The sequence below is a fragment of the Streptomyces sp. NPDC002623 genome (assembly GCF_053592635.1).
The window spans coordinates 43,303-59,658 of the sequence record NZ_JBSFWB010000038.1 but is presented as its reverse complement, the minus strand read 5'-3'; the positions used below and the strand labels follow the sequence as shown (position 1 = coordinate 59,658).

Below are 16,356 nucleotides of genomic sequence, written 5' to 3'. Positions count from 1 at the left end.
AGCGGACCTCCAGCCCGGTGCCGACGCGGTGTGCCAGAGCGAGTGCCGCAAGTGGTGGACGCTGGATGTCTGCGTGGACACCGCTCAGCGCCGCTGCTACGTGGCCGGAAGGCTGGAAGCGTCGCGGGGCGCGGAGCCGGAGCGGCCACGGCGTCCTCGTCGCGCTCGGCGGATCGGCGCACGGACACCTGTAACGTCCAGCCTCCTTCGAAGTTCCCCAAGCCGCTCTCGCCAGGTTCGGCAGACCGTCTCGCCTCCTGTTTGCCCGTCGCGCGGTGTGCGGGCGTTGGTCGACGAGGAGCTTCGATCGTGTCGGGACCGGAGGCGAGGGTGGGATGATCCTGTCCTCTCCGGTACGTCTGGCGGCGCGCCACGTCTACCGGATCGCACCGATGAGGAAGACGAAGGATCGATGACGCTGAACGTGGGCCAACGGGTGCGGCTGGCGGCGGACCTCCGGTTGGCCGGGTCGGTGGCCCCAGCCGAGGAGCCCCCGGAGGAGACGGGTGCCTTCGCCGCCTCTGTGGCTCTGGCAGCAGGTATCGAGGGCACTGTCGAGCGTGTGGACGAGCATCACCGGCAGCAGAGCCACGAGGTCCGTGAGTACCTGCGCCTCAAGTCGCTCCTCGACGACTTCGGGCACCAGATGCCGCCGGAGAGCAGAAAGCGCCTGGAGGAGCAGGTGGGGGCCTTGGAAGAGCAGTGGGCCGCCTACCAGCGAGCGATGCTCCGCGTCACGGTCCGCGTCCGGCTCGACAACGGATTCGTCCTCGACGAAGCCCCCGAGGAGGTTTTCGCCTCTGCCTGATCGGACGTCTCGCCTTCCGGGTTCAGGACGGGGGAGCGGGCAGGGGCATCGCGTTGAGGGCGCGTGCGACGTGGACGAGGTTGGAGGCCATCGCCCGGCCTGTGGAGGCGGCCCAGCCGTGGCCGCGGCTGTCGTCGAGACAGTCCGGGCCGGGGCCGGGGCCGGGGCCGAGATGCGAGTATGTCCAGGCCTGGCCGGGGATCGTGAAGCCGATGTCGCCGAGGGCTCCACTGATCTCACTGGCGACCGGGCGTTCCTCGTCGTCCGTTTCGCTGATCAGGGAGTCCAGGCGTTCCGGTACACGCTGGGCAACTGAGGACGGGCGGCCTGCGCTATCTCGACCATCGACCGGCCTTCTGACGCTTACTTCTCAGTCTCACTGACCAACGACATCAGCCGACCGCGTTCCTGAGTGCGTCGGCGAGGGCATCGGCCTCGTCCGGGGTGAGTTGGACTACGAGCCGGCCGCCGCCTTCGAGCGGTACGCGCATGACGACGCCTCGTCCCTCCTCAGTGACCTCGAGGGGGCCGTCGCCCGTCCGCGGCCTGATGCTGGCCCTGAGGCTCAGTGCTTGAGTGGATTCGCCGTCGTTGACGACGTTCTTGAGTGCGTCGGCGAGGGCACCGGCTTCGTCCGGGGTCAGTTCGACTACGAGTCGACCGCCCCCTTCGAGCGGTACGCGCATGACGACGCCCCGCCGCTCCTCGGTGACCTCGAGGGGGCCGTCGCCCGTCCGCGGCCTGATGCTGGCCTTGACGCTCAGCGGCAGTGTGGATTCACCGTCGTTGACGGGCAGTGTCTCGGTCTTGACGGTGTACGTCCCCAGAGCGGGTGTCGCGGTGGCGGCGGGCGTTAGGGCGACCGTGGCCCCCAGAACGAACGATGAGGCGACGAGCGAGATGACTGCAATGCGTCGGATGCGCCGGGCCATGATGGGTGTCCTCCCTCGTGATGAGTGGAGGGCGCCGCGGAAAACACGGGGGCAAGTCGCCGCGCCAGCGCTCCGGGGATGGTCCCTCCAGCTACAGACAGCGCCACAACGGGTGTACGGCTGTGACGCTGCTGTGGCGCCGGACTGATCGGAACGGCGCCGCTCCGTCCATCGTCCCCCTCCCCGAACCGGGTGTCGACCGGACGGCCGTGTGAGCCGGCCCGGCGGCCAGGCCCAGCAGCTCGCCGCAGGGCGGCTTGACGGCTTGGCTTCGTGAGGTGTCTACCGCCTCGCCGCCACCCCGAGCCCGCGCTGAACAACAGCCGGGCTCGGCAAGGCCGAACCCCTTGGATGCCGCGTCCCGGCCGTGTGGCCGCCGACGTCGCCTCATGTCGCAAGAGGTGAGCCGCTCAGGGGCGCAGCGCCCCGGTGTCATTCTCCTGTGGCGCTGGCGCACCGTTGTCGGACGTGAAGTGTCCGCGAGAGGTGCCGCGTTGGGCCCGTAAGGCCGTCGTCCGCCCGGACGGAGGAACCTGGCCGATCGGACCGGAAGCATGGCCGGTCGGCCGACGCGGAGCCGGAGAACGCGGGCTAGCGTCCTTCTCGGCAGGTAACACCACGGAGAGGAAGACAGCCCGATGGACCAGCGAACGTCCGACCGCGAGGCTGGCGTGACCACCGAGTTCGAGAGGGACGTCGTCAAGCTCTTGCTGGAGACGATGCGCGCGGTGGACAAGCAGGAACGCGAGGACGTCGGTACGGAAAGCGTGCTGTATGCGCTCGTGTCGGGTGACTCGGCCGCGGGTTCCGCGATCGCATCCGGGATGAGGGCCGCCGGCTCGCTCGCCGGTTCGATCGGGTGCCGGGGGACATCCGTGTGGGTCAGTGAGGACGCGGGTGACGGCACTGCGGGAAGCCCGGACGACGAGCGGGAGATCGACGCCTTCTGGCGGGAGGTCCGGCTGGAGGAGGCCAAGCGGCTGCGCTCAAAGAATCGGAAGGAGAAGGAGGAGCAGGGGCTCGGTCGGGGTCAGGGGCAGGGAAGCCTTGAACTTCCGCCGATGACCGGCGCGTTGCGGACCTGTCTGCGCAAGGCGCTGGAGGCCGCCCGGGAGGAGGGCACCGTTTCCGTGCGCGTCCGGCATGTGGCGCGCGCACTGGTCGGGCTGCCCGATACCCGTGCCCGCGAGGCCATGGTGCTGGAGAAGATGGACGTCCCGGCTGCCTCGATGGCGATCGACGCGTTGCGGGGGAGCGACGAAGTACCGGAGCCCGGCTCGGTGTTGATCCTGCGCAAGGCGGGGACGTTCGGGAAGAGCGGTAATCCGCTGACCCGGAAGTTCACCGCCTGGATATTCGGGGGCGGCGCCGGGTTCGGTTCCGCAGTCGTGGGTGCGGTGCGCACGCAGGCGCCACGGGGGGCGGTGCGGCGCGGGGCGTCGGAGATGGAACCCGTTGATGTGCTGCTGGGTATCCTGGCGCTGGACCGGTCGTTGACCGTCGCGGGGCGTGAGCTGCCCGAGAAGCTGACGGGAGCGAACCAGGGGGCCGCACTCCTGCGCCGGCACGGCGTACGGCAGGATGCTGTCACCCGAGTGCTGCTTCCCGCCACCGGGGTCGTGGAGGAGGAGCCCCGGGAGGTCCGCGGCCACGCCGACTTCGAACAGCGACTCTTGCACGTCACCCAGTTCACCGCCTCCGCTCAGGGCTCGCCCACGGTCGGCACGACCCACCTGCTGGCCGCGCTGCTGGACAAGGGGACGGACGCGGAGTCCGCGGCGGAGATCGAGCGTGTGCTGACCGAGAGCGGGGCGGACGTCGCCGGGCTGCGGGCGGAGCCGGAGCTCCGGGTCCCGGGCGGAGCTGCACAGGCGTCCTGACGCATCCGCATCCGCATCCGCAGTGGTCCGCCAACGCGTACGACGAGAGCAGCCGTTGAGAACGGCGCCCACAGGGAGGAAACATGAGTCCGGCAGTGCGACCGTGCAGCCGGGCGCGCCGCGAGGTCGCCGCGATCCGGGAGGCGGTGCGCGCTGCGCCCCGTCGGGCGGTCGTGACCGAGTCCGTGCTCGCCGGCCTGGTCCTGCTGTGCTCGCTGGCGCCGGTTCCGCTGATTCCGCCGGCCCACCCGGTGGCGGTGGCCCTCCTGGGGGTGTGGGCGGCACTGCTCGTGCCCGCGCGGCGGATGTACCCGGCCCTCACGGTGCTGGGCTGCGTGCCGGTGATCGCCGGGAACAACGTGTGGGCGATGGTGGTGGTGCCGTGCGTCGTGTGGTCCGCCGTACGCCGCATCACCCCCGTACGGCGCGCCTGGGGAGTGATCGGGGCGAGCAGTGCCGGCGCCGTGCTCATGTCGATCGCCGCCCAATCCCTCAGCGGACTCCCGACGATGCCGTACCTGGTCGCAGGCGTCGGCGTGGCTGCGCTGTTCATCCTGCTGCCCGCGCTGTCCGGCATGGTGATGGGGCGTCGCCGCCCGCTGACGGGGCTGCTGCGGGAACGCAACGCCTACCTCGAACAGACCCGCTTCCTCACCGAGGAGGCGGCCCGCATGGAGGAACGGGCGCGCATCGCCGCCGAGATGCACGATGTGCTCGGCCACCGCATCGGCCTCATCTCGGTGCACGCCGGAGCCCTCCAGCTCGCCGCCGAACGACAGGCGCCCCCGCTGGCCTCCCAGGCCGAACTTCTGCACACCACCGCCGGAACGGCCATGGACGAGCTGCGCGGCATCCTCGGCGTCCTCCGTCACCAGTCCGGCGAGGACAGCGGTGAGCGGGGGACCCGCGAAGATCTCTCGGCTCTGGTCGCGGACTCCCGGAACGCGGGGGCCGACGCCGAACTGCACTGGAACGCGACCGGGCCGACGGACGCGGACGCCCGCACCCGGCAGGCCGTCCACCGTGTGACCCGCGAAGGCCTCACCAACGCGCTGAAGCACGCGTCCGGCGCGCCGGTCCGTGTGACGTTCCGGGAGGAAGGGGACACGGTGGTGGTCGCCGTCGTCAACGACGCCCCGCCGGTGCCCTGTTCGCCCGGGGCCGGGAACCGCAGTGGACTCGTCGGCCTCCAGGAGAGGATCAGCCTGCTCGGGGGCGCCCTCCATGCCGGACCGCGCCCGGAGGGCGGCTTCGTCCTCTCCGCCCGTATACCCGTCCGGCCCGACGCGCCGCCCGTGTACGCGACTTCGCCCGGGTCGGTGTCCGGCGGGGCGGGCTCCCGGCCCCCGCTGTCCACGGAGGTCCTCACGTGGCCCCGCCTCCTGGGAGGCGGCTGCGCGGCTCTGCTGGTGTTGCTGCCGACGATCGGCGGCACCATCGCCCTGCTGATCATGGCGGTTCTACACTGAACCGATGATCCGAGTCCTGATCGCCGACGACGAGGCGCTGATGCGCGCCGGGATCCGCCTGATCCTGGAGAACGACGACGAGGTCCGCATCGTGGCCGAGGCACAGAACGCCCGTGAGGCCGTCGAAGCCTGCCGCGCTCACCTCGTCGACGTCGCCCTCCTCGACATCCGTATGCCCGGGGACGGCATCACCGCCGTCGCCGAGATCGCCCGGCACTCGCCCCGCACCCGAGCGGTGATGCTGACGGCCTTCGGCGAGGAAGCGACCGTCACCAGCGCCCTGCGCGCCGGAGCCCACGGCTACCTCCTCAAGGACACCGGCCCCCGCGACCTCATCGACGCCGTACGCCGCGCCGCAGCCGGAGCACCCGTTCTCGCCCCGCAGGTCACCCGCCAACTCGTCGACTTCCGGATCCGGTTGGGCCACGGCAGCGACGTCGCATCACGTCGGATCGCGGACCTGACACCGGCTGAACGGGACGTCCTCCGGCTGCTGGGCACCGGCCTCTCCAACGCCGAGATCGCCGCACAGCTCCACCTGAGCTCCGGCACGGTCAAGGCCCACATCAGCAGCATCCTCACCCGCACCGACTGCACCAACCGGGTCCAGGCGGCGGTGCTGGCGCAGGAGGCGGGGCTGCTCGCCTGACGCCCGGCAGGCCGCACAGTCGCACACCGACCCTGCCCAGATACACGGCGACAGCATGCCGGGCCTGACAGACCTTCAAGACGCCCACAAACGCATCGAGGTGCGCTACCACCCGAGACGGAGGACCAACCGGGATGGAGGACGGCCCTCGGGGTGTCCCGGCGCGCCGTGGGCCGCGCCAGGCACAACCGACGACGCCCGGATCCGGGATATCACCCAGGTCCTGCCGCCACGCTGGGCGGACCGCCTCTTCGAGGCCCGCGACGCCGGCGCCAAACGAACAGCAAGAGTTGGCGAGCAGAGCAGTTGCCCGGTCCGGCCGGTGATCCTTCTCCCGGCAACGGAGCACGGGCGGCTGTACGCCACGCTGCGCCTGAGGGCATGACAACGCTCGGCACACTGTCTGCGCGCCGCAGATTGAAGGGCCTCAGTTGCACACCGACACTCAGTCACATGAATCCACTGGAGACGTCACGAAACCGTACAGCCGTAGCGTCTCCGCTGCGATACCAGACTCCGGCGGTGCAGGTCCGTGAGATGCACGGCGCTGAGCGCTGTGATGTCCTGGAAGGGTCCGAGGGTCCAGCTCGGGGTGGGCCGACCGTACCTACGGAGCCACCGGACATGACGCGGAGTATCTGCTTGAGAGTTGCCCTCGCCGCGGCGCTGGTAGTGCCTTCTGGGCTTTCCGTGAGCCTGCCGCCCATGCCTGCTGCCGCAGCTACTACGTGTCCGGTTCATTTCCTGGGCCTGCACGGCTTGAATGAGGAGAGCGATCTGCGCTCCCTGCCCATCAACGCGACTTGGGAGACGTTCGAGTCTGCGGTCGCCGCGAAGACGGCCCGATCAATTCGGGATCTCATCTTCTTTCCCAAGGTGACGACGCAGGAATTCCTGGCCAAGACGGCCACGAACCGGACCGGGGTTGAGCCGGATGTGAACGCAGGCGTCTCGGCCGTCCAGCGCGCTATGGACCGGGCTGTCAGACAGTGCTCGTCCACGAAGTTCGTGCTCGTCGGCTACTCCCTGGGGGCATGGGTCGTCGACAGATTCCTGCTCACCGACTCTCGCCGCCGGCACCTCGTACTCGCCGCGCAACTGTACGGTGACCCACAGTGGAACGACCCCGGGAAGGGGCAGGGGCTGGCCGTCATCCTCGGCCGCGGCCTGCGTACCCCCTACCCTCCGTTCCCTGATCGGGTACAGAGCCTGTGCAACCACCGTGACCCGATCTGCGGCACCGGTTACCGAGCCGGGACCCTGGATCTGACACTCCGGCTGGTGGATGCGCTGAAGGAGACGAAGTGCCCCGGCCACACTCACTGCTACTCCGGTAGGTCCACTACGCAGGGCGGGCAGTTCCTGGCCTCCAGAGTCAACGTTGACTGGAATAACCGCACTTACCGCCTCACCTGTGACGACATCGTCGGCAAGGCAGTGCCGGTCACGGTACGCAACGGCAAGGGGACCGCGCGAGGAAGCGGCATCGGCGCCTATGACCGCTGGGAGGTGCAGACTCAGCGAATTGCCCGGGGTACCGTGCCGCGCCTCGGTGATGTGACGGCCGTGCTGTTCTCCTGCAGCCCCCAGCCGAGCAACTTCAGGCTCCAAGAGCTGCGTGTCTACCGAACGATTGACGGTCGGGAGGTCGGCCGCACGCCAACGTTCCAGGCCGATGAACTGTCCCCGCAGTACCAACCGGGCACCGTGAGGTTCGGCGAGGGGCACCTCCTTGCAGACGTCAAGTTCTACGGCCCCGGCGACAGCCATGCCACCGGCCCGTCCATTCTCCGCCACGTCACCTGGCGCTGGGATGGCAGCCGGTTCGTCAAGCAGTCTGAGATCGATGCCAGGAAACCCGAACGGACCGATCTGAGCAGACACCGCGTCACTGTCAACGGAATTGGCCCCCTACGAATGGGCATGACCCGCAGTGAGGCAGAGCAGTCGATCGGATCCCGCATCCCCGAAGGGCCAGGCGGCCCGGACTGTAAGGACCTGTCCATCGAAGGGGGGCCGGAGGGTCTGCTGCTGCGTTTCAGCCACGAAGACCGACTCGTCGCGATCTCTGTCCTCTCACCCTCGTCGATCTCGACCGCATCGGGAATCCATCGGGGCAGCACACGAGACGAGGTGCTGGCGACATACGCCGGGGAAATCAAGGAGCCAAACACGGACGAACTCGTCTTCACGCCGAGCGGAGCACAGTTCCAAGGCAAGGTCATCACCTTCGCCTTGAACGACAACGGCGATGTAGTACTCCAGCAGTAGATCGTGATCTTGCGAGTGGGGGCGCCGCTGATATGGCGCGGCCACCATTGACCATCTCGACGAGACCGGCCGCGCCATCGGCGGCGTCCATCCCTCTCTGCCTACTTGAGTCCACCGAGACGAAGGGCATCCTCGATCTCGCTGAGCTTCGCGGACGGCAGGACGCCCGCCTGCCCGATCAGGTCTTCCCTGGCCAGGGTGACCAGCCAAGTGCAAGGGATGAGGTCGGGACGTGGAAGTGCGACTCTCAGGACGCCTTCGAGAGGCAGTCCTTCGGGGGCACCTACTGCCACCTCAACGGCCACGCCGCTGAGATCGGTACCCGCGGGAGCGACGACCTGCATCGCCAAGAAACCGGACGCCTCTTCTCCCGACAGCAGTACGACTGCCCGCTGCTCGTTGAAATCTGCCCACCAGACTTCGCCACGTCGCATATGTCCTCCTGATACGGGACGGTGCGCCTGCGTCGCCCCTTCGACCGCCGCCCACTCCAGGCACAGATCGTAATGTTGGCTGGTCAGGGCCGACGATAAGACGGCTGCGGCCACCGTTGATCATCGTGAGTTGTGTGGACTGACGAAGAGACGGTGGCCGCAGGTCACAGCATAGAACCCGCCCGTTGGCGGGACGCGTTCGAGGGCCTGATGGGCCGGATTGCGGGGCGCTTCGCCCGGGTCGAACCCCGGCGCAGGGCGGCGCGGTTGGTGCTCGGTCTATTGGCCGACCTGCCACGCAAGAACTGCTGGGTGCGCCACGAGGCGCTATGTGACCGAGTGGAGGTGCAAGACCTCTACCGCCGGGCCGTCGCAGCGGCCGGGTAGAAGCTGAGGGCAGTCCGAGCCGGGGAACGCCGGTGAGGATGGAAAGCCGCCCTGACAACGCCGGGACGGCACGGTACTGCCAGACGTGTCGGGTTCGGCAAGCAAGGCCAGAAGGCGTACGAAGAGGAACCCGTGTAAAGCCCCGTAAGTCTTGCACCGGGCTCAAATCTGGCGGATATGGGCCCGGGGTGCAGTGCGTGACCGCTCGCTTCGACAGGGGCGGTCAACTCCGAAGCCGGTCTCCAACTGCCGGTGGGGAGGCCACGCTGAAGGTCTGCGGCGTAGGCGTGGTGATGCTGCCGGGGTAGTAGCGGGACGCCGACCTGGCCGATCGGCACATGGTGAACGTGGGAACCGCCTGCGGTCGTCCCCGCTTTCTGGGCACCCGGTCCAGAGATCGAGGGCAGGCCCGTTGCCGGCTGAGGGCCGCAGGTGGGGCGGAGGCCCCGTAGTAGTCCGAGCGGAGGAAAGCTCCGTGCATGGCGAAGGGGGCCAGCAAGTCTGCAGGGAGGATGCTGCAATGCCGGGAGGCCGCTGGTGAATACCGACGCGCTGGAGTTCGCGCTGCTCAAGGCCGAGCGCCGGGTACTGGAGATGCAGACCAAGCTGCACTGTTGGGCGACCGACGATCGTGATCGCCGGTTCGATGACCTGTTCAATCTCGTTGCCGATCCCGCGTTCCTACTGGTCGCGTGGGATCGGGTGAGGAGAAACAGGGGCGCCCGCTCGGCCGGAGTGGACGGGCAGACCGCTCGCTCCGTAGAGGACGGGCAAGGCGTCGAGGCATTCCTCGACGAGGTGCGGTCCGACCTGAAAGACCGCATTTTCCGCCCGCTTCCCGTGCGGGAACGGATGATTCCCAAGCCGGGGACGGCCAAGCGCCGTCGGCTGGGGATCCCCACCGTGCGGGACCGGGTGGTCCAGGCGTCCCTGAAGCTGGTGTTGGAGCCGATCTTTGAGGCGGATTTCCTCCCGTGTTCCTACGGGTTCCGCCCCAAACGCCGGGCTCATGACGCGCTCGCCGAGGCACACCACTTCGCCAAGAGCTCCTATGAGTGGATGGTGGAGGGGGATATCGAGGCGTGTTTCGACTCGATCGACCACACGGCTCTGATGAGCCGGGTGCGCCGCCGAGTCGGGGACCGACGCGTTCTTGACCTGGTGAAGGCGTTCTTGAAGGCGGGCATCCTCAGCGAGGGCGGCCAGTCCAAGGACACCGATACCGGCACTCCGCAGGGCGGGATCCTCTCGCCTCTGCTGGCCAACATCGCCCTGTCGGTCCTCGATGAGTTCATCGCGGCCAGTCCGGGCGGGCCGAACTTCACGCAGGGCCAGCGGGCCCGGCGACGTCGCCAGAACCTCGCCAACTACCGGCTCTTCCGGTACGCAGACGATTTTCTGATCGCCGTGACCGGGACCCGTGAGCAGGCTGAAGACATACGCACCCAGGCGGCGGAAGCACTCGCCCCGATGGGACTGCGTCTGTCGGTGGAGAAGACAGCCATCACCCATATCGACGAGGGGCTGGACTTCCTCGGGTGGCGCCTCCAGCGTCACCGCAAACGCGGGACCCAGAAGCACTACGTCTATCTCTACCCCTCCAAGAAGGCCCTCCAGGCCGTCAAGGAGAAGGTCAAGACGCTGTGCCGACAGGACACGAACCTGCCGCTGGCAGTCGTGCTGCACCAGCTCAACCCGGTGCTGCGCGGCTGGACGGCGTACTTCCGGCACGGGGTGTCGTCCGCGACCTTCCAGTACCTGTCGGCCTTCACCTGGCGCCAGGTCTTCGGATGGCTGCAGCGCAAACACCGCCGGTCCAACTGGAAGAACCTGCGCCGTCGTTACTGTGCGGGCCAATGGTGGCCCGCACACGACGAGGTCGTCTTGTTCAGGTGCGCGAAGGTGCGCACAAACCGCTACCTCTATCGCGGGAACAAGATCCCCTCGCCCTGGCCCAGCGGGACCACGATGACAGCGGCCGTCTGAGAGGACTTGTGGAGAGCCGGATGCCTGGAGATCGGGCACGTCCGGTTCGGGAGGCGGGCCGGGGAAACCCACCGACGGCAACGTCGGCAGGGCACCCCGGTCCGACCTCACACAATCGCGGAGTGGGCCGGCGAGACCACTCCGGACGGTATGCAGCACCTGTTGGGCCGGGCCAAGTGGGATGCCGATGCGGTACGCGATGACGTACGGGAGTACGTGGTGGAGCATCTGCACGACGACCGGGCGGTACTGGTGGTCGACGAGACCGGGGACGTGAAGAAGGGCACCAGCACGGTCGGGGTGCAGCGCCAGTACACCGGCACCGCCGGCAGGATTGAGAACTCCCAAGTCGCTGTCTATCTGGTCTACGCAGGTCAGCGCGGCCACGCCGCCGTGGACCGGGAACTCTACGTTCCGCGCTCCTGGACCTTGGACCCCGACCGCTGCCGGGCTGCGGGCCTGGACGAGGACACCGTCTTCGCGACCAAGCCGGAGCTGGCCACTCGTATGGTCGCCCGGTTCCTGGACGCCGGCCATCAGGCTGCCTGGGTGGCGGGGGACGAGGTCTACGGCGGCAACCCGAAGCTGCGAACTGCACTGGAGGAACGCGGCACCGGCTACGTCCTCGCGGTGGCCTGCTCGCACGAAGTCACCACCGGTGCGGGGAAGTTCCGTGCGGACATCTTGTCCAAGACGGTGCCCAAGCGGGCCTGGCAGAAGCTATCGGCAGGGGCCGGGGCCAAGGGGCACCGCTTCTACAACTGGGCAGTCATCGACCTCGCCGACCCCCGCCCCGGGAGTCGTCAGCTGCTGATCCGCCGTAACCGCAGCACCGGTGAACTCGCCTACTACCGCTGCTACTCGCCCGCGTCCGTGCCGTTGGCCGTGCTGGTCAGAGTCGCTGGATCAAGATGGCGGGTGGAGGAGTTCTTCCAATCCGGAAAGGGCCTGGCCGCACTCGACGAGCACCAGGTTCGCCGCTATACCTCCTGGTCCCGCTGGGTCACCCTCGCCATGCTCGCTCACGCCTTCCTCGCCGTCGTCCGCGCCGACGAACACGCCCGCCATCCCGCCCCGGACGAACTGATCCCGCTCACCTGCAACGAGATCCAGCGACTGTTCACGACGCTGATCGTCCGCCCCGTGCACGATGCAGCCCACCGGCTCCGCTGGTCCGCCTGGCGCCGCCGCCACCAGGCCCGAGCCCAGGCCAGCCATTACCGCCGACAAGCCGCGAATCAGACATGAAGATCACGATCTACAGCTGGAGTACTAGCTCGGCCGTCCGCTGCGCTACGCCGAGTGGCCACGTGTGGGTTGACGGTGCTGTGCAGCTGTCGGCGCCGCCGGGCTGCGGTCCGGCCGGAGGCTCCGAGGGCCTCGGCCACTCCTTGAGTTCGGCCGGCCGGGCAGGGGCCCGCGCGTACCGGTCAGGCCTCCCGGACCGCGTCGGCCACCTGGCCGAGCAGCGCTCGCAGTTGCGCAGCGTTCTCGGGGCCCAGCTCCTCGGTGATCTTCTTCTCGACTTCGTCGACCACGGCATCGGCCAGTCGCAGGGCCTCGCGGCCGACGTCCGTCAGATGGAGTTCCTGTACATGGCGATGGCGCGGGTGCGGCCGGCGTTCCAGCTGGCCCCGGTCCTCCAGGCGGGCCACCAGGGAGGCCACCGCCTGCGGGGTGACGTTCAGTCGTCGGGCCAGCTCCGCGCCGGTCAGGCCGGGCTCGGTGTGGACGCTGATCAGGAGGGCGTAGTGCGACGCCACCATGCCCAGCGACCGCAGCCGCTGCTCCTTGCGGCCCTGCACCGCCCACTCCGCCCGACGCAGTGCCCAGCTCACCCGGTCCAGCGCGTCGGCGGCGATGGGTCCCTTGTCGTCGTGTGTCACGCCGCGAGAATACGACATCGAGCATGTATCAATCATTTGACATGAGGCAAATGATTGAGTGATTGTGGAGTCATGTCACGCGAACTCGCTCTCATTACCGGTGCCTCGTCCGGCATCGGTGTCGCCTACGCCCGCCGGCTCGCCGACGACCACGACTTCGTGCTGGTCGCCCGGCGGGCCGACCGCCTTGCCGAGGTGGCGGACGAACTACGCAGGGCCGGTGCCGCGGTGGAGGTCCTGCCCGCGGACCTCGGCACGCGCGAAGGCCTCGACGCGGTCACCGCGCGCCTGTTCCTCGGTGACGTCCGGCTGCTGATCAGCAATGCGGGAGTCGGAGGCTACGCCCCGCTCGCCGAGGTCGACCCGGCCGAGATCGGCTCCCTGATCACCCTCAACGCCGGTGCGTCCATCCAGCTGACCCGTGCTGCCCTTCCCGGCATGCTGGACGCCGGCCAGGGCGGCATCATCACCGTCGCCTCACTGCTCGCCTTCACCGCCGGAATCGCCGACCCCCGCATGCCGCCGCGCACCCTGTACACAGCCGCGAAGGCCGCCACGGTGGCCTTCACCCGCACGCTCGCCCTCGAACTCGCTGACACCGGCGTCCGCGCCCAGGTGGTCTGCCCGGGCGTGGTGGCAACGGAGTTCAACGGCGGTTACGCACGTGACCTGCCCTTCGCCATGACCCCGGAAGGCGTGGCCCAGGCCAGCCTGGCGGGCCTGGAACTGGGCGAGACGGTCTGTGTACCCGGCCTGGAGGACCAGGAAGCCGCCCTCGACGCCCTCCTGTCCGCCGAAACGGCCCTCATGGGAGGCAACGCCCCGATCCCTGCCGGCCGTTACCGCCAGTCATAGGCTCGCTGAGCGGGACAAGCCCCGCCAGGCGCAGACGCCAGGATGCCCCGTCTGCGCCTGGCGGACCGTGGCCGTCGGCTCCGACGAGCGCCGGCCGGGAGGGCCGTCTGCTCTTCGCTACGGTCACCTCCCTGGACCCCCTGTGACTTGTCACGGCCGGGGCGTGCTGTTCGGGGCTCATGCCACGCAGACGCCGTCGACCGCTTCCTTGCGGAGCAGCTGTCGTGTGCAGACGGTGCCGGGCGGGTAGTCCGTCGCGATGGCCGCGAACTCAGGGGCGGAAACGGCCGCGAGGAGCGCGGCCGGGGACTCCCACACGGCGAGGTTGATGAGAGTGCCCCCGTCCCCGACTGCCCGGTGCATCTGGACGCTGATCAAGCCGGGCTGGGTCTTCATGTAGTCCGCGTGCTGCCGCCAGTGGCCGATGACCTCGTCCACTGCTCCCGGCGGGACGATCAGCATGTCGAGGAGAGTGCAGGGGCCGCTGTCGAGGCCTACTTGGGCGGCGAATTCCTGGCCGGGATCGAGTTCCGTGAAAGTGATGCTCTCCTGGCGTTCGGCAGGGGTCGTCATGCGACACACACCCCCGCCACCGCCGCTTTGTGCATGATCAGGGGGTGCGAGAGGGAGCCGTCCGGGTAGAGCGTCAGCGTGTTCTGGAACGCTTCGCGCATGAACGCGTCCTTGAGGGAGGTCAGGTTCTCCCAGACGGCCACGTTCGTGAGGATGCGGCTGTCGCCGATGCCGCGATACAGCTGGCCGGAGATGAAGCCGGGCTGCGCCTTCATGAGCAGTGCGTCCTCACGCCAGACGTCGATGACCTTGTCGACCTCTCCTTCGGGGGCGAGGAAGACGTTGACGAAGGTGATGGGCTGGCCGTCGTCCGGCCCTTGGAGCTGTGTCAGGAACGGGGCCGAGGGGTCTAGATCCCTGAGATCGATCATGTGAACTCCTTTGGAGAGTCTGACTGGTCGCTGTGCGAGCCGGTCATGAGCCCGGCAAGGTGGTGCCGGCCAAGTCCCCACACGTGCCGGTCGGGGTGGTCGTCCAGCATGGCCTTGGCGCCAGGTGTGGTGCAGGAACGCCACCGGTGCGGCGACTTCCTTGTGCGTGATCCAGAGGGGCGGACCGGCCGGGTCAGTCGGACGCCGTGGCGAGGGGCGCGCGCGATGCGCCCGGCAGGCTCGTTCGGCCGGTCGGAAGGATCCGCAGCCGTTTTCTCAACTGGCCTACGAGTCGGTGCAGTTCGGCGGGTGAACCGGCTGCGCCGAACAGGTAGAAGTCGGGACGGATGATCGCCGCGACGTGGCCGTGGTCCCGCATGTGCGGCAGGTAGGCGTTGTCGGTGTCGACGTGATGCGCACCTGCGGGGTCTGCCGCGTCGCGGACGCCGGGGGAGAGCGAGACGATCTTCGCGTCGATTCGGTCGAGGAACTCCAGGTCGGAGGAGTCGAGTTCGGAGCAGGCCGCATCGCCGTCGGTCAGGATGAGGAAGCCGCCGCCGGTGATGTCGTCCAGCGGCGCGGTCCTGCCCTTGTGGGTGACCCGGTGTTGCGGGGTGAGATGCCCGACGTTCCCGGCGCGGGTGGCGCCGTCGCCGGCGCGTTGCAGTACGCCGTCCCCCAGGACGGGCGGGGGCGTGTTCGGCAGTACGCGAGCGGGGTCCGCATCGCCGGCGATCATGCGGGCGTCGCGCTCGGCGGCCTCCTGCTCGTCGGGGACGCAGATGACCCGGCCGAGTGCCATCGACATGGCGATGGCGTGCTGGACATGGTCGCGGCGCTCGCTGGTGTAGGTGTCCAGGAGGGTGGGGGACGCGGTGCCGGCCAGCACCAGGTCGAGCTTCCAGGCGAGATTCATCGCGTCGCGCAGACCGGAGCACATGCCCTGCCCGGCGAACGGAGGCATCTGGTGAGCGGCGTCCCCGGCGAGCAGCAGCCGGCCCTCACGCCAGGTGTCGCTCCAACGGGCCTGGAAGGTGTAGACGGCGTGCCGCTCGATGGTGGTGTTGCCGGGAGTCCGGCCCCATGGCTTCAGCAGATCCCATGCGGCGTCAAGGGTGTTGAGGTCTTCGACGCTCTCGTCGGGCAGCCGCATGAACTCCCAGCGGCGCCGTCCGGGGCCGCCTGAGACGATGGTCGTGGGTCTCTTCGGGTCGCACAGCTGCCAGTTCATCGGCGCCCAGACGGCGTCGTTCTCCTGCGGGAGGACGTCGATGATGAGCCAGTCGTAGAAGAAACCCAGGTCGGTGATGGCGGTCTTCATGCGGGAGCGCACGAAACTGTTGGCACCGTCGGTCCCGACGACATAGCGCGCGCGGAAGGTCTCCTTCGTGCCGGTGGTCAACTCGATGTGATCGTCGTGCTCCTGGAGGTCGGTGACCTCCTGGCCCCGGCGGAGGGCGATGCCCTCATGTCCGGCGGCGGCCGTGGTGAGGACGGCCTCCAGCTCGGGTTGGGAGAAGAAGTTGGCGACCGGCCACCCAGAGGGGCCGGTACCCGACCAGTCGATGCGGACGAGGGCGTCGCCGTCGCGGTTGCGCCACTCGTAGTGGTCCGGTACCGGTTCGGTGACCGCCCGTACCTGCTCACCGACGCCTGCGGCCTGGAAGACGCGGCCGATCTCGTCGTCGAAGTGCACGGCGCGCGGCCGGTCGTACGGCTGGGGCCAGCGTTCGAGCGCGAGGACGTCGTGGCCGGCGCGGGCGAGCAGCAGGGACAGGAGCTGGCCGACGGGCCCGAAGCCGACGAGGGCGACGTCGTGGATGCGCTCTTCACGTGGGGTGTGTCGGGTCATCGG

Annotated in this window: 13 protein-coding genes and 4 pseudogenes; 9 read left to right on the top strand and 8 right to left on the bottom strand. The window is 68.8% G+C overall.

The annotated features are described in order from the left end of the window. Positions 1-412 precede the first annotated feature (412 nt). Complete coding sequence (locus ACWD4O_RS40870; protein ID WP_451288109.1) at positions 413-808, top strand: hypothetical protein; 396 nt, start codon at positions 413-415, stop codon at positions 806-808. A gap of 22 nt (positions 809-830) precedes the next feature. Here ACWD4O_RS40870 and ACWD4O_RS40865 read toward each other — a convergent pair. The 3 genes and pseudogenes from ACWD4O_RS40865 to ACWD4O_RS40855 form a co-directional block, all read right to left on the bottom strand. After that, positions 831-1,136 (bottom strand): annotated as a pseudogene (locus ACWD4O_RS40865) (flavodoxin family protein); the annotation flags it as partial. 64 nt (positions 1,137-1,200) lie between these two features. Then, positions 1,201-1,377, bottom strand: a complete 177-nt coding sequence (locus ACWD4O_RS40860; protein WP_451288122.1) for a DUF3117 domain-containing protein — start codon at positions 1,375-1,377, stop codon at positions 1,201-1,203. A gap of 39 nt (positions 1,378-1,416) precedes the next feature. Beyond that, positions 1,417-1,740, bottom strand: a pseudogene (locus ACWD4O_RS40855) (DUF3117 domain-containing protein); the annotation flags it as partial. 638 nt (positions 1,741-2,378) lie between these two features. Here ACWD4O_RS40855 and ACWD4O_RS40850 point away from each other — a divergent pair. The 4 genes from ACWD4O_RS40850 to ACWD4O_RS40835 all read left to right on the top strand — a co-directional run bounded on the left by ACWD4O_RS40850 (position 2,379) and on the right by ACWD4O_RS40835 (position 8,009). Next, entirely contained in the window at positions 2,379-3,620 is a 1,242-nt protein-coding gene (locus tag ACWD4O_RS40850; protein ID WP_451288108.1) for a hypothetical protein, read from the top strand. An 83-nt stretch (positions 3,621-3,703) separates the two neighbouring features. Next, entirely contained in the window at positions 3,704-5,089 is a 1,386-nt protein-coding gene (locus ACWD4O_RS40845; protein WP_451288107.1) for a sensor histidine kinase, read from the top strand. A 4-nt stretch (positions 5,090-5,093) separates the two neighbouring features. Then, on the top strand, positions 5,094-5,738 hold the full coding sequence (locus ACWD4O_RS40840; RefSeq protein ID WP_451288106.1) for a response regulator: 645 nt from the start codon (positions 5,094-5,096) through the stop codon (positions 5,736-5,738). 705 nt (positions 5,739-6,443) lie between these two features. Beyond that, positions 6,444-8,009 carry a cutinase family protein gene (locus tag ACWD4O_RS40835; protein ID WP_451288105.1) on the top strand — a complete coding sequence of 522 codons (1,566 nt, stop codon included), beginning with the start codon at positions 6,444-6,446 and terminating at the stop codon, positions 8,007-8,009. A gap of 101 nt (positions 8,010-8,110) precedes the next feature. Here ACWD4O_RS40835 and ACWD4O_RS40830 read toward each other — a convergent pair whose 3' ends face one another. Continuing rightward, a complete protein-coding gene (locus ACWD4O_RS40830) occupies positions 8,111-8,443 on the bottom strand; it encodes a type II toxin-antitoxin system PemK/MazF family toxin (RefSeq protein WP_079076564.1) in 333 nt (110 codons plus the stop codon). 210 nt (positions 8,444-8,653) lie between these two features. On the opposite strand from ACWD4O_RS40830, the pseudogene ACWD4O_RS40825 reads away from it, so the two are divergent. From ACWD4O_RS40825 to ACWD4O_RS40815, 3 genes and pseudogenes are all read left to right on the top strand, one after another. Beyond that, a pseudogene (locus tag ACWD4O_RS40825) lies at positions 8,654-8,812 on the top strand (IS701 family transposase); the annotation flags it as partial. Positions 8,813-9,367: 555 nt separating this feature from the next. Next, on the top strand, positions 9,368-10,816 hold the full coding sequence (gene ltrA / locus ACWD4O_RS40820; RefSeq protein ID WP_451288104.1) for a group II intron reverse transcriptase/maturase: 1,449 nt from the start codon (positions 9,368-9,370) through the stop codon (positions 10,814-10,816). Positions 10,817-10,927: 111 nt separating this feature from the next. Continuing rightward, positions 10,928-12,064 (top strand): annotated as a pseudogene (locus tag ACWD4O_RS40815) (IS701 family transposase); the annotation flags it as partial. 182 nt (positions 12,065-12,246) lie between these two features. Here the strand turns inward: ACWD4O_RS40815 and ACWD4O_RS40810 are convergent. After that, positions 12,247-12,702, bottom strand: a complete 456-nt coding sequence (locus tag ACWD4O_RS40810; protein ID WP_451288103.1) for a MarR family winged helix-turn-helix transcriptional regulator — start codon at positions 12,700-12,702, stop codon at positions 12,247-12,249. A 72-nt stretch (positions 12,703-12,774) separates the two neighbouring features. On the opposite strand from ACWD4O_RS40810, the gene ACWD4O_RS40805 reads away from it, so the two are divergent. Beyond that, entirely contained in the window at positions 12,775-13,557 is a 783-nt protein-coding gene (locus ACWD4O_RS40805; RefSeq protein ID WP_451288102.1) for an SDR family NAD(P)-dependent oxidoreductase, read from the top strand. Positions 13,558-13,734: 177 nt separating this feature from the next. Here the strand turns inward: ACWD4O_RS40805 and ACWD4O_RS40800 are convergent, their stop codons facing one another. The 3 genes from ACWD4O_RS40800 to mhpA form a co-directional block, all read right to left on the bottom strand. Then, entirely contained in the window at positions 13,735-14,130 is a 396-nt protein-coding gene (locus ACWD4O_RS40800) for an antibiotic biosynthesis monooxygenase family protein (protein ID WP_451288101.1), read from the bottom strand. Then, entirely contained in the window at positions 14,127-14,501 is a 375-nt protein-coding gene (locus ACWD4O_RS40795) for an antibiotic biosynthesis monooxygenase family protein (protein WP_451288100.1), read from the bottom strand. Before ACWD4O_RS40795 ends, ACWD4O_RS40800 begins: the two co-directional genes overlap by 4 nt. 193 nt (positions 14,502-14,694) lie before the next feature. Further along, on the bottom strand, positions 14,695-16,353 hold the full coding sequence (gene mhpA / locus ACWD4O_RS40790; protein ID WP_451288099.1) for a bifunctional 3-(3-hydroxy-phenyl)propionate/3-hydroxycinnamic acid hydroxylase MhpA: 1,659 nt from the start codon (positions 16,351-16,353) through the stop codon (positions 14,695-14,697). Positions 16,354-16,356 lie beyond the last annotated feature (3 nt).

Excerpts from the sequence above, each read along its gene's own strand:
- ACWD4O_RS40870 (WP_451288109.1), top strand. The coding sequence starts at position 413 with ATGACGCTGAACGTGGGCCAACGGGTGCGGCTGGCGGCGGACCTCCGG.
- ACWD4O_RS40850 (WP_451288108.1), top strand. The coding sequence starts at position 2,379 with ATGGACCAGCGAACGTCCGACCGCGAGGCTGGCGTGACCACCGAGTTC.
- ACWD4O_RS40845 (WP_451288107.1), top strand. The coding sequence starts at position 3,704 with ATGAGTCCGGCAGTGCGACCGTGCAGCCGGGCGCGCCGCGAGGTCGCC.
- ACWD4O_RS40840 (WP_451288106.1), top strand. The coding sequence starts at position 5,094 with ATGATCCGAGTCCTGATCGCCGACGACGAGGCGCTGATGCGCGCCGGG.
- ACWD4O_RS40835 (WP_451288105.1), top strand. The coding sequence starts at position 6,444 with ATGCCTGCTGCCGCAGCTACTACGTGTCCGGTTCATTTCCTGGGCCTG.
- ACWD4O_RS40830 (WP_079076564.1), bottom strand. The coding sequence starts at position 8,443 with ATGCGACGTGGCGAAGTCTGGTGGGCAGATTTCAACGAGCAGCGGGCA.
- ACWD4O_RS40805 (WP_451288102.1), top strand. The coding sequence starts at position 12,775 with ATGTCACGCGAACTCGCTCTCATTACCGGTGCCTCGTCCGGCATCGGT.
- ACWD4O_RS40800 (WP_451288101.1), bottom strand. The coding sequence starts at position 14,130 with ATGACGACCCCTGCCGAACGCCAGGAGAGCATCACTTTCACGGAACTC.
- ACWD4O_RS40795 (WP_451288100.1), bottom strand. The coding sequence starts at position 14,501 with ATGATCGATCTCAGGGATCTAGACCCCTCGGCCCCGTTCCTGACACAG.
- mhpA (WP_451288099.1), bottom strand. The coding sequence starts at position 16,353 with ATGACCCGACACACCCCACGTGAAGAGCGCATCCACGACGTCGCCCTC.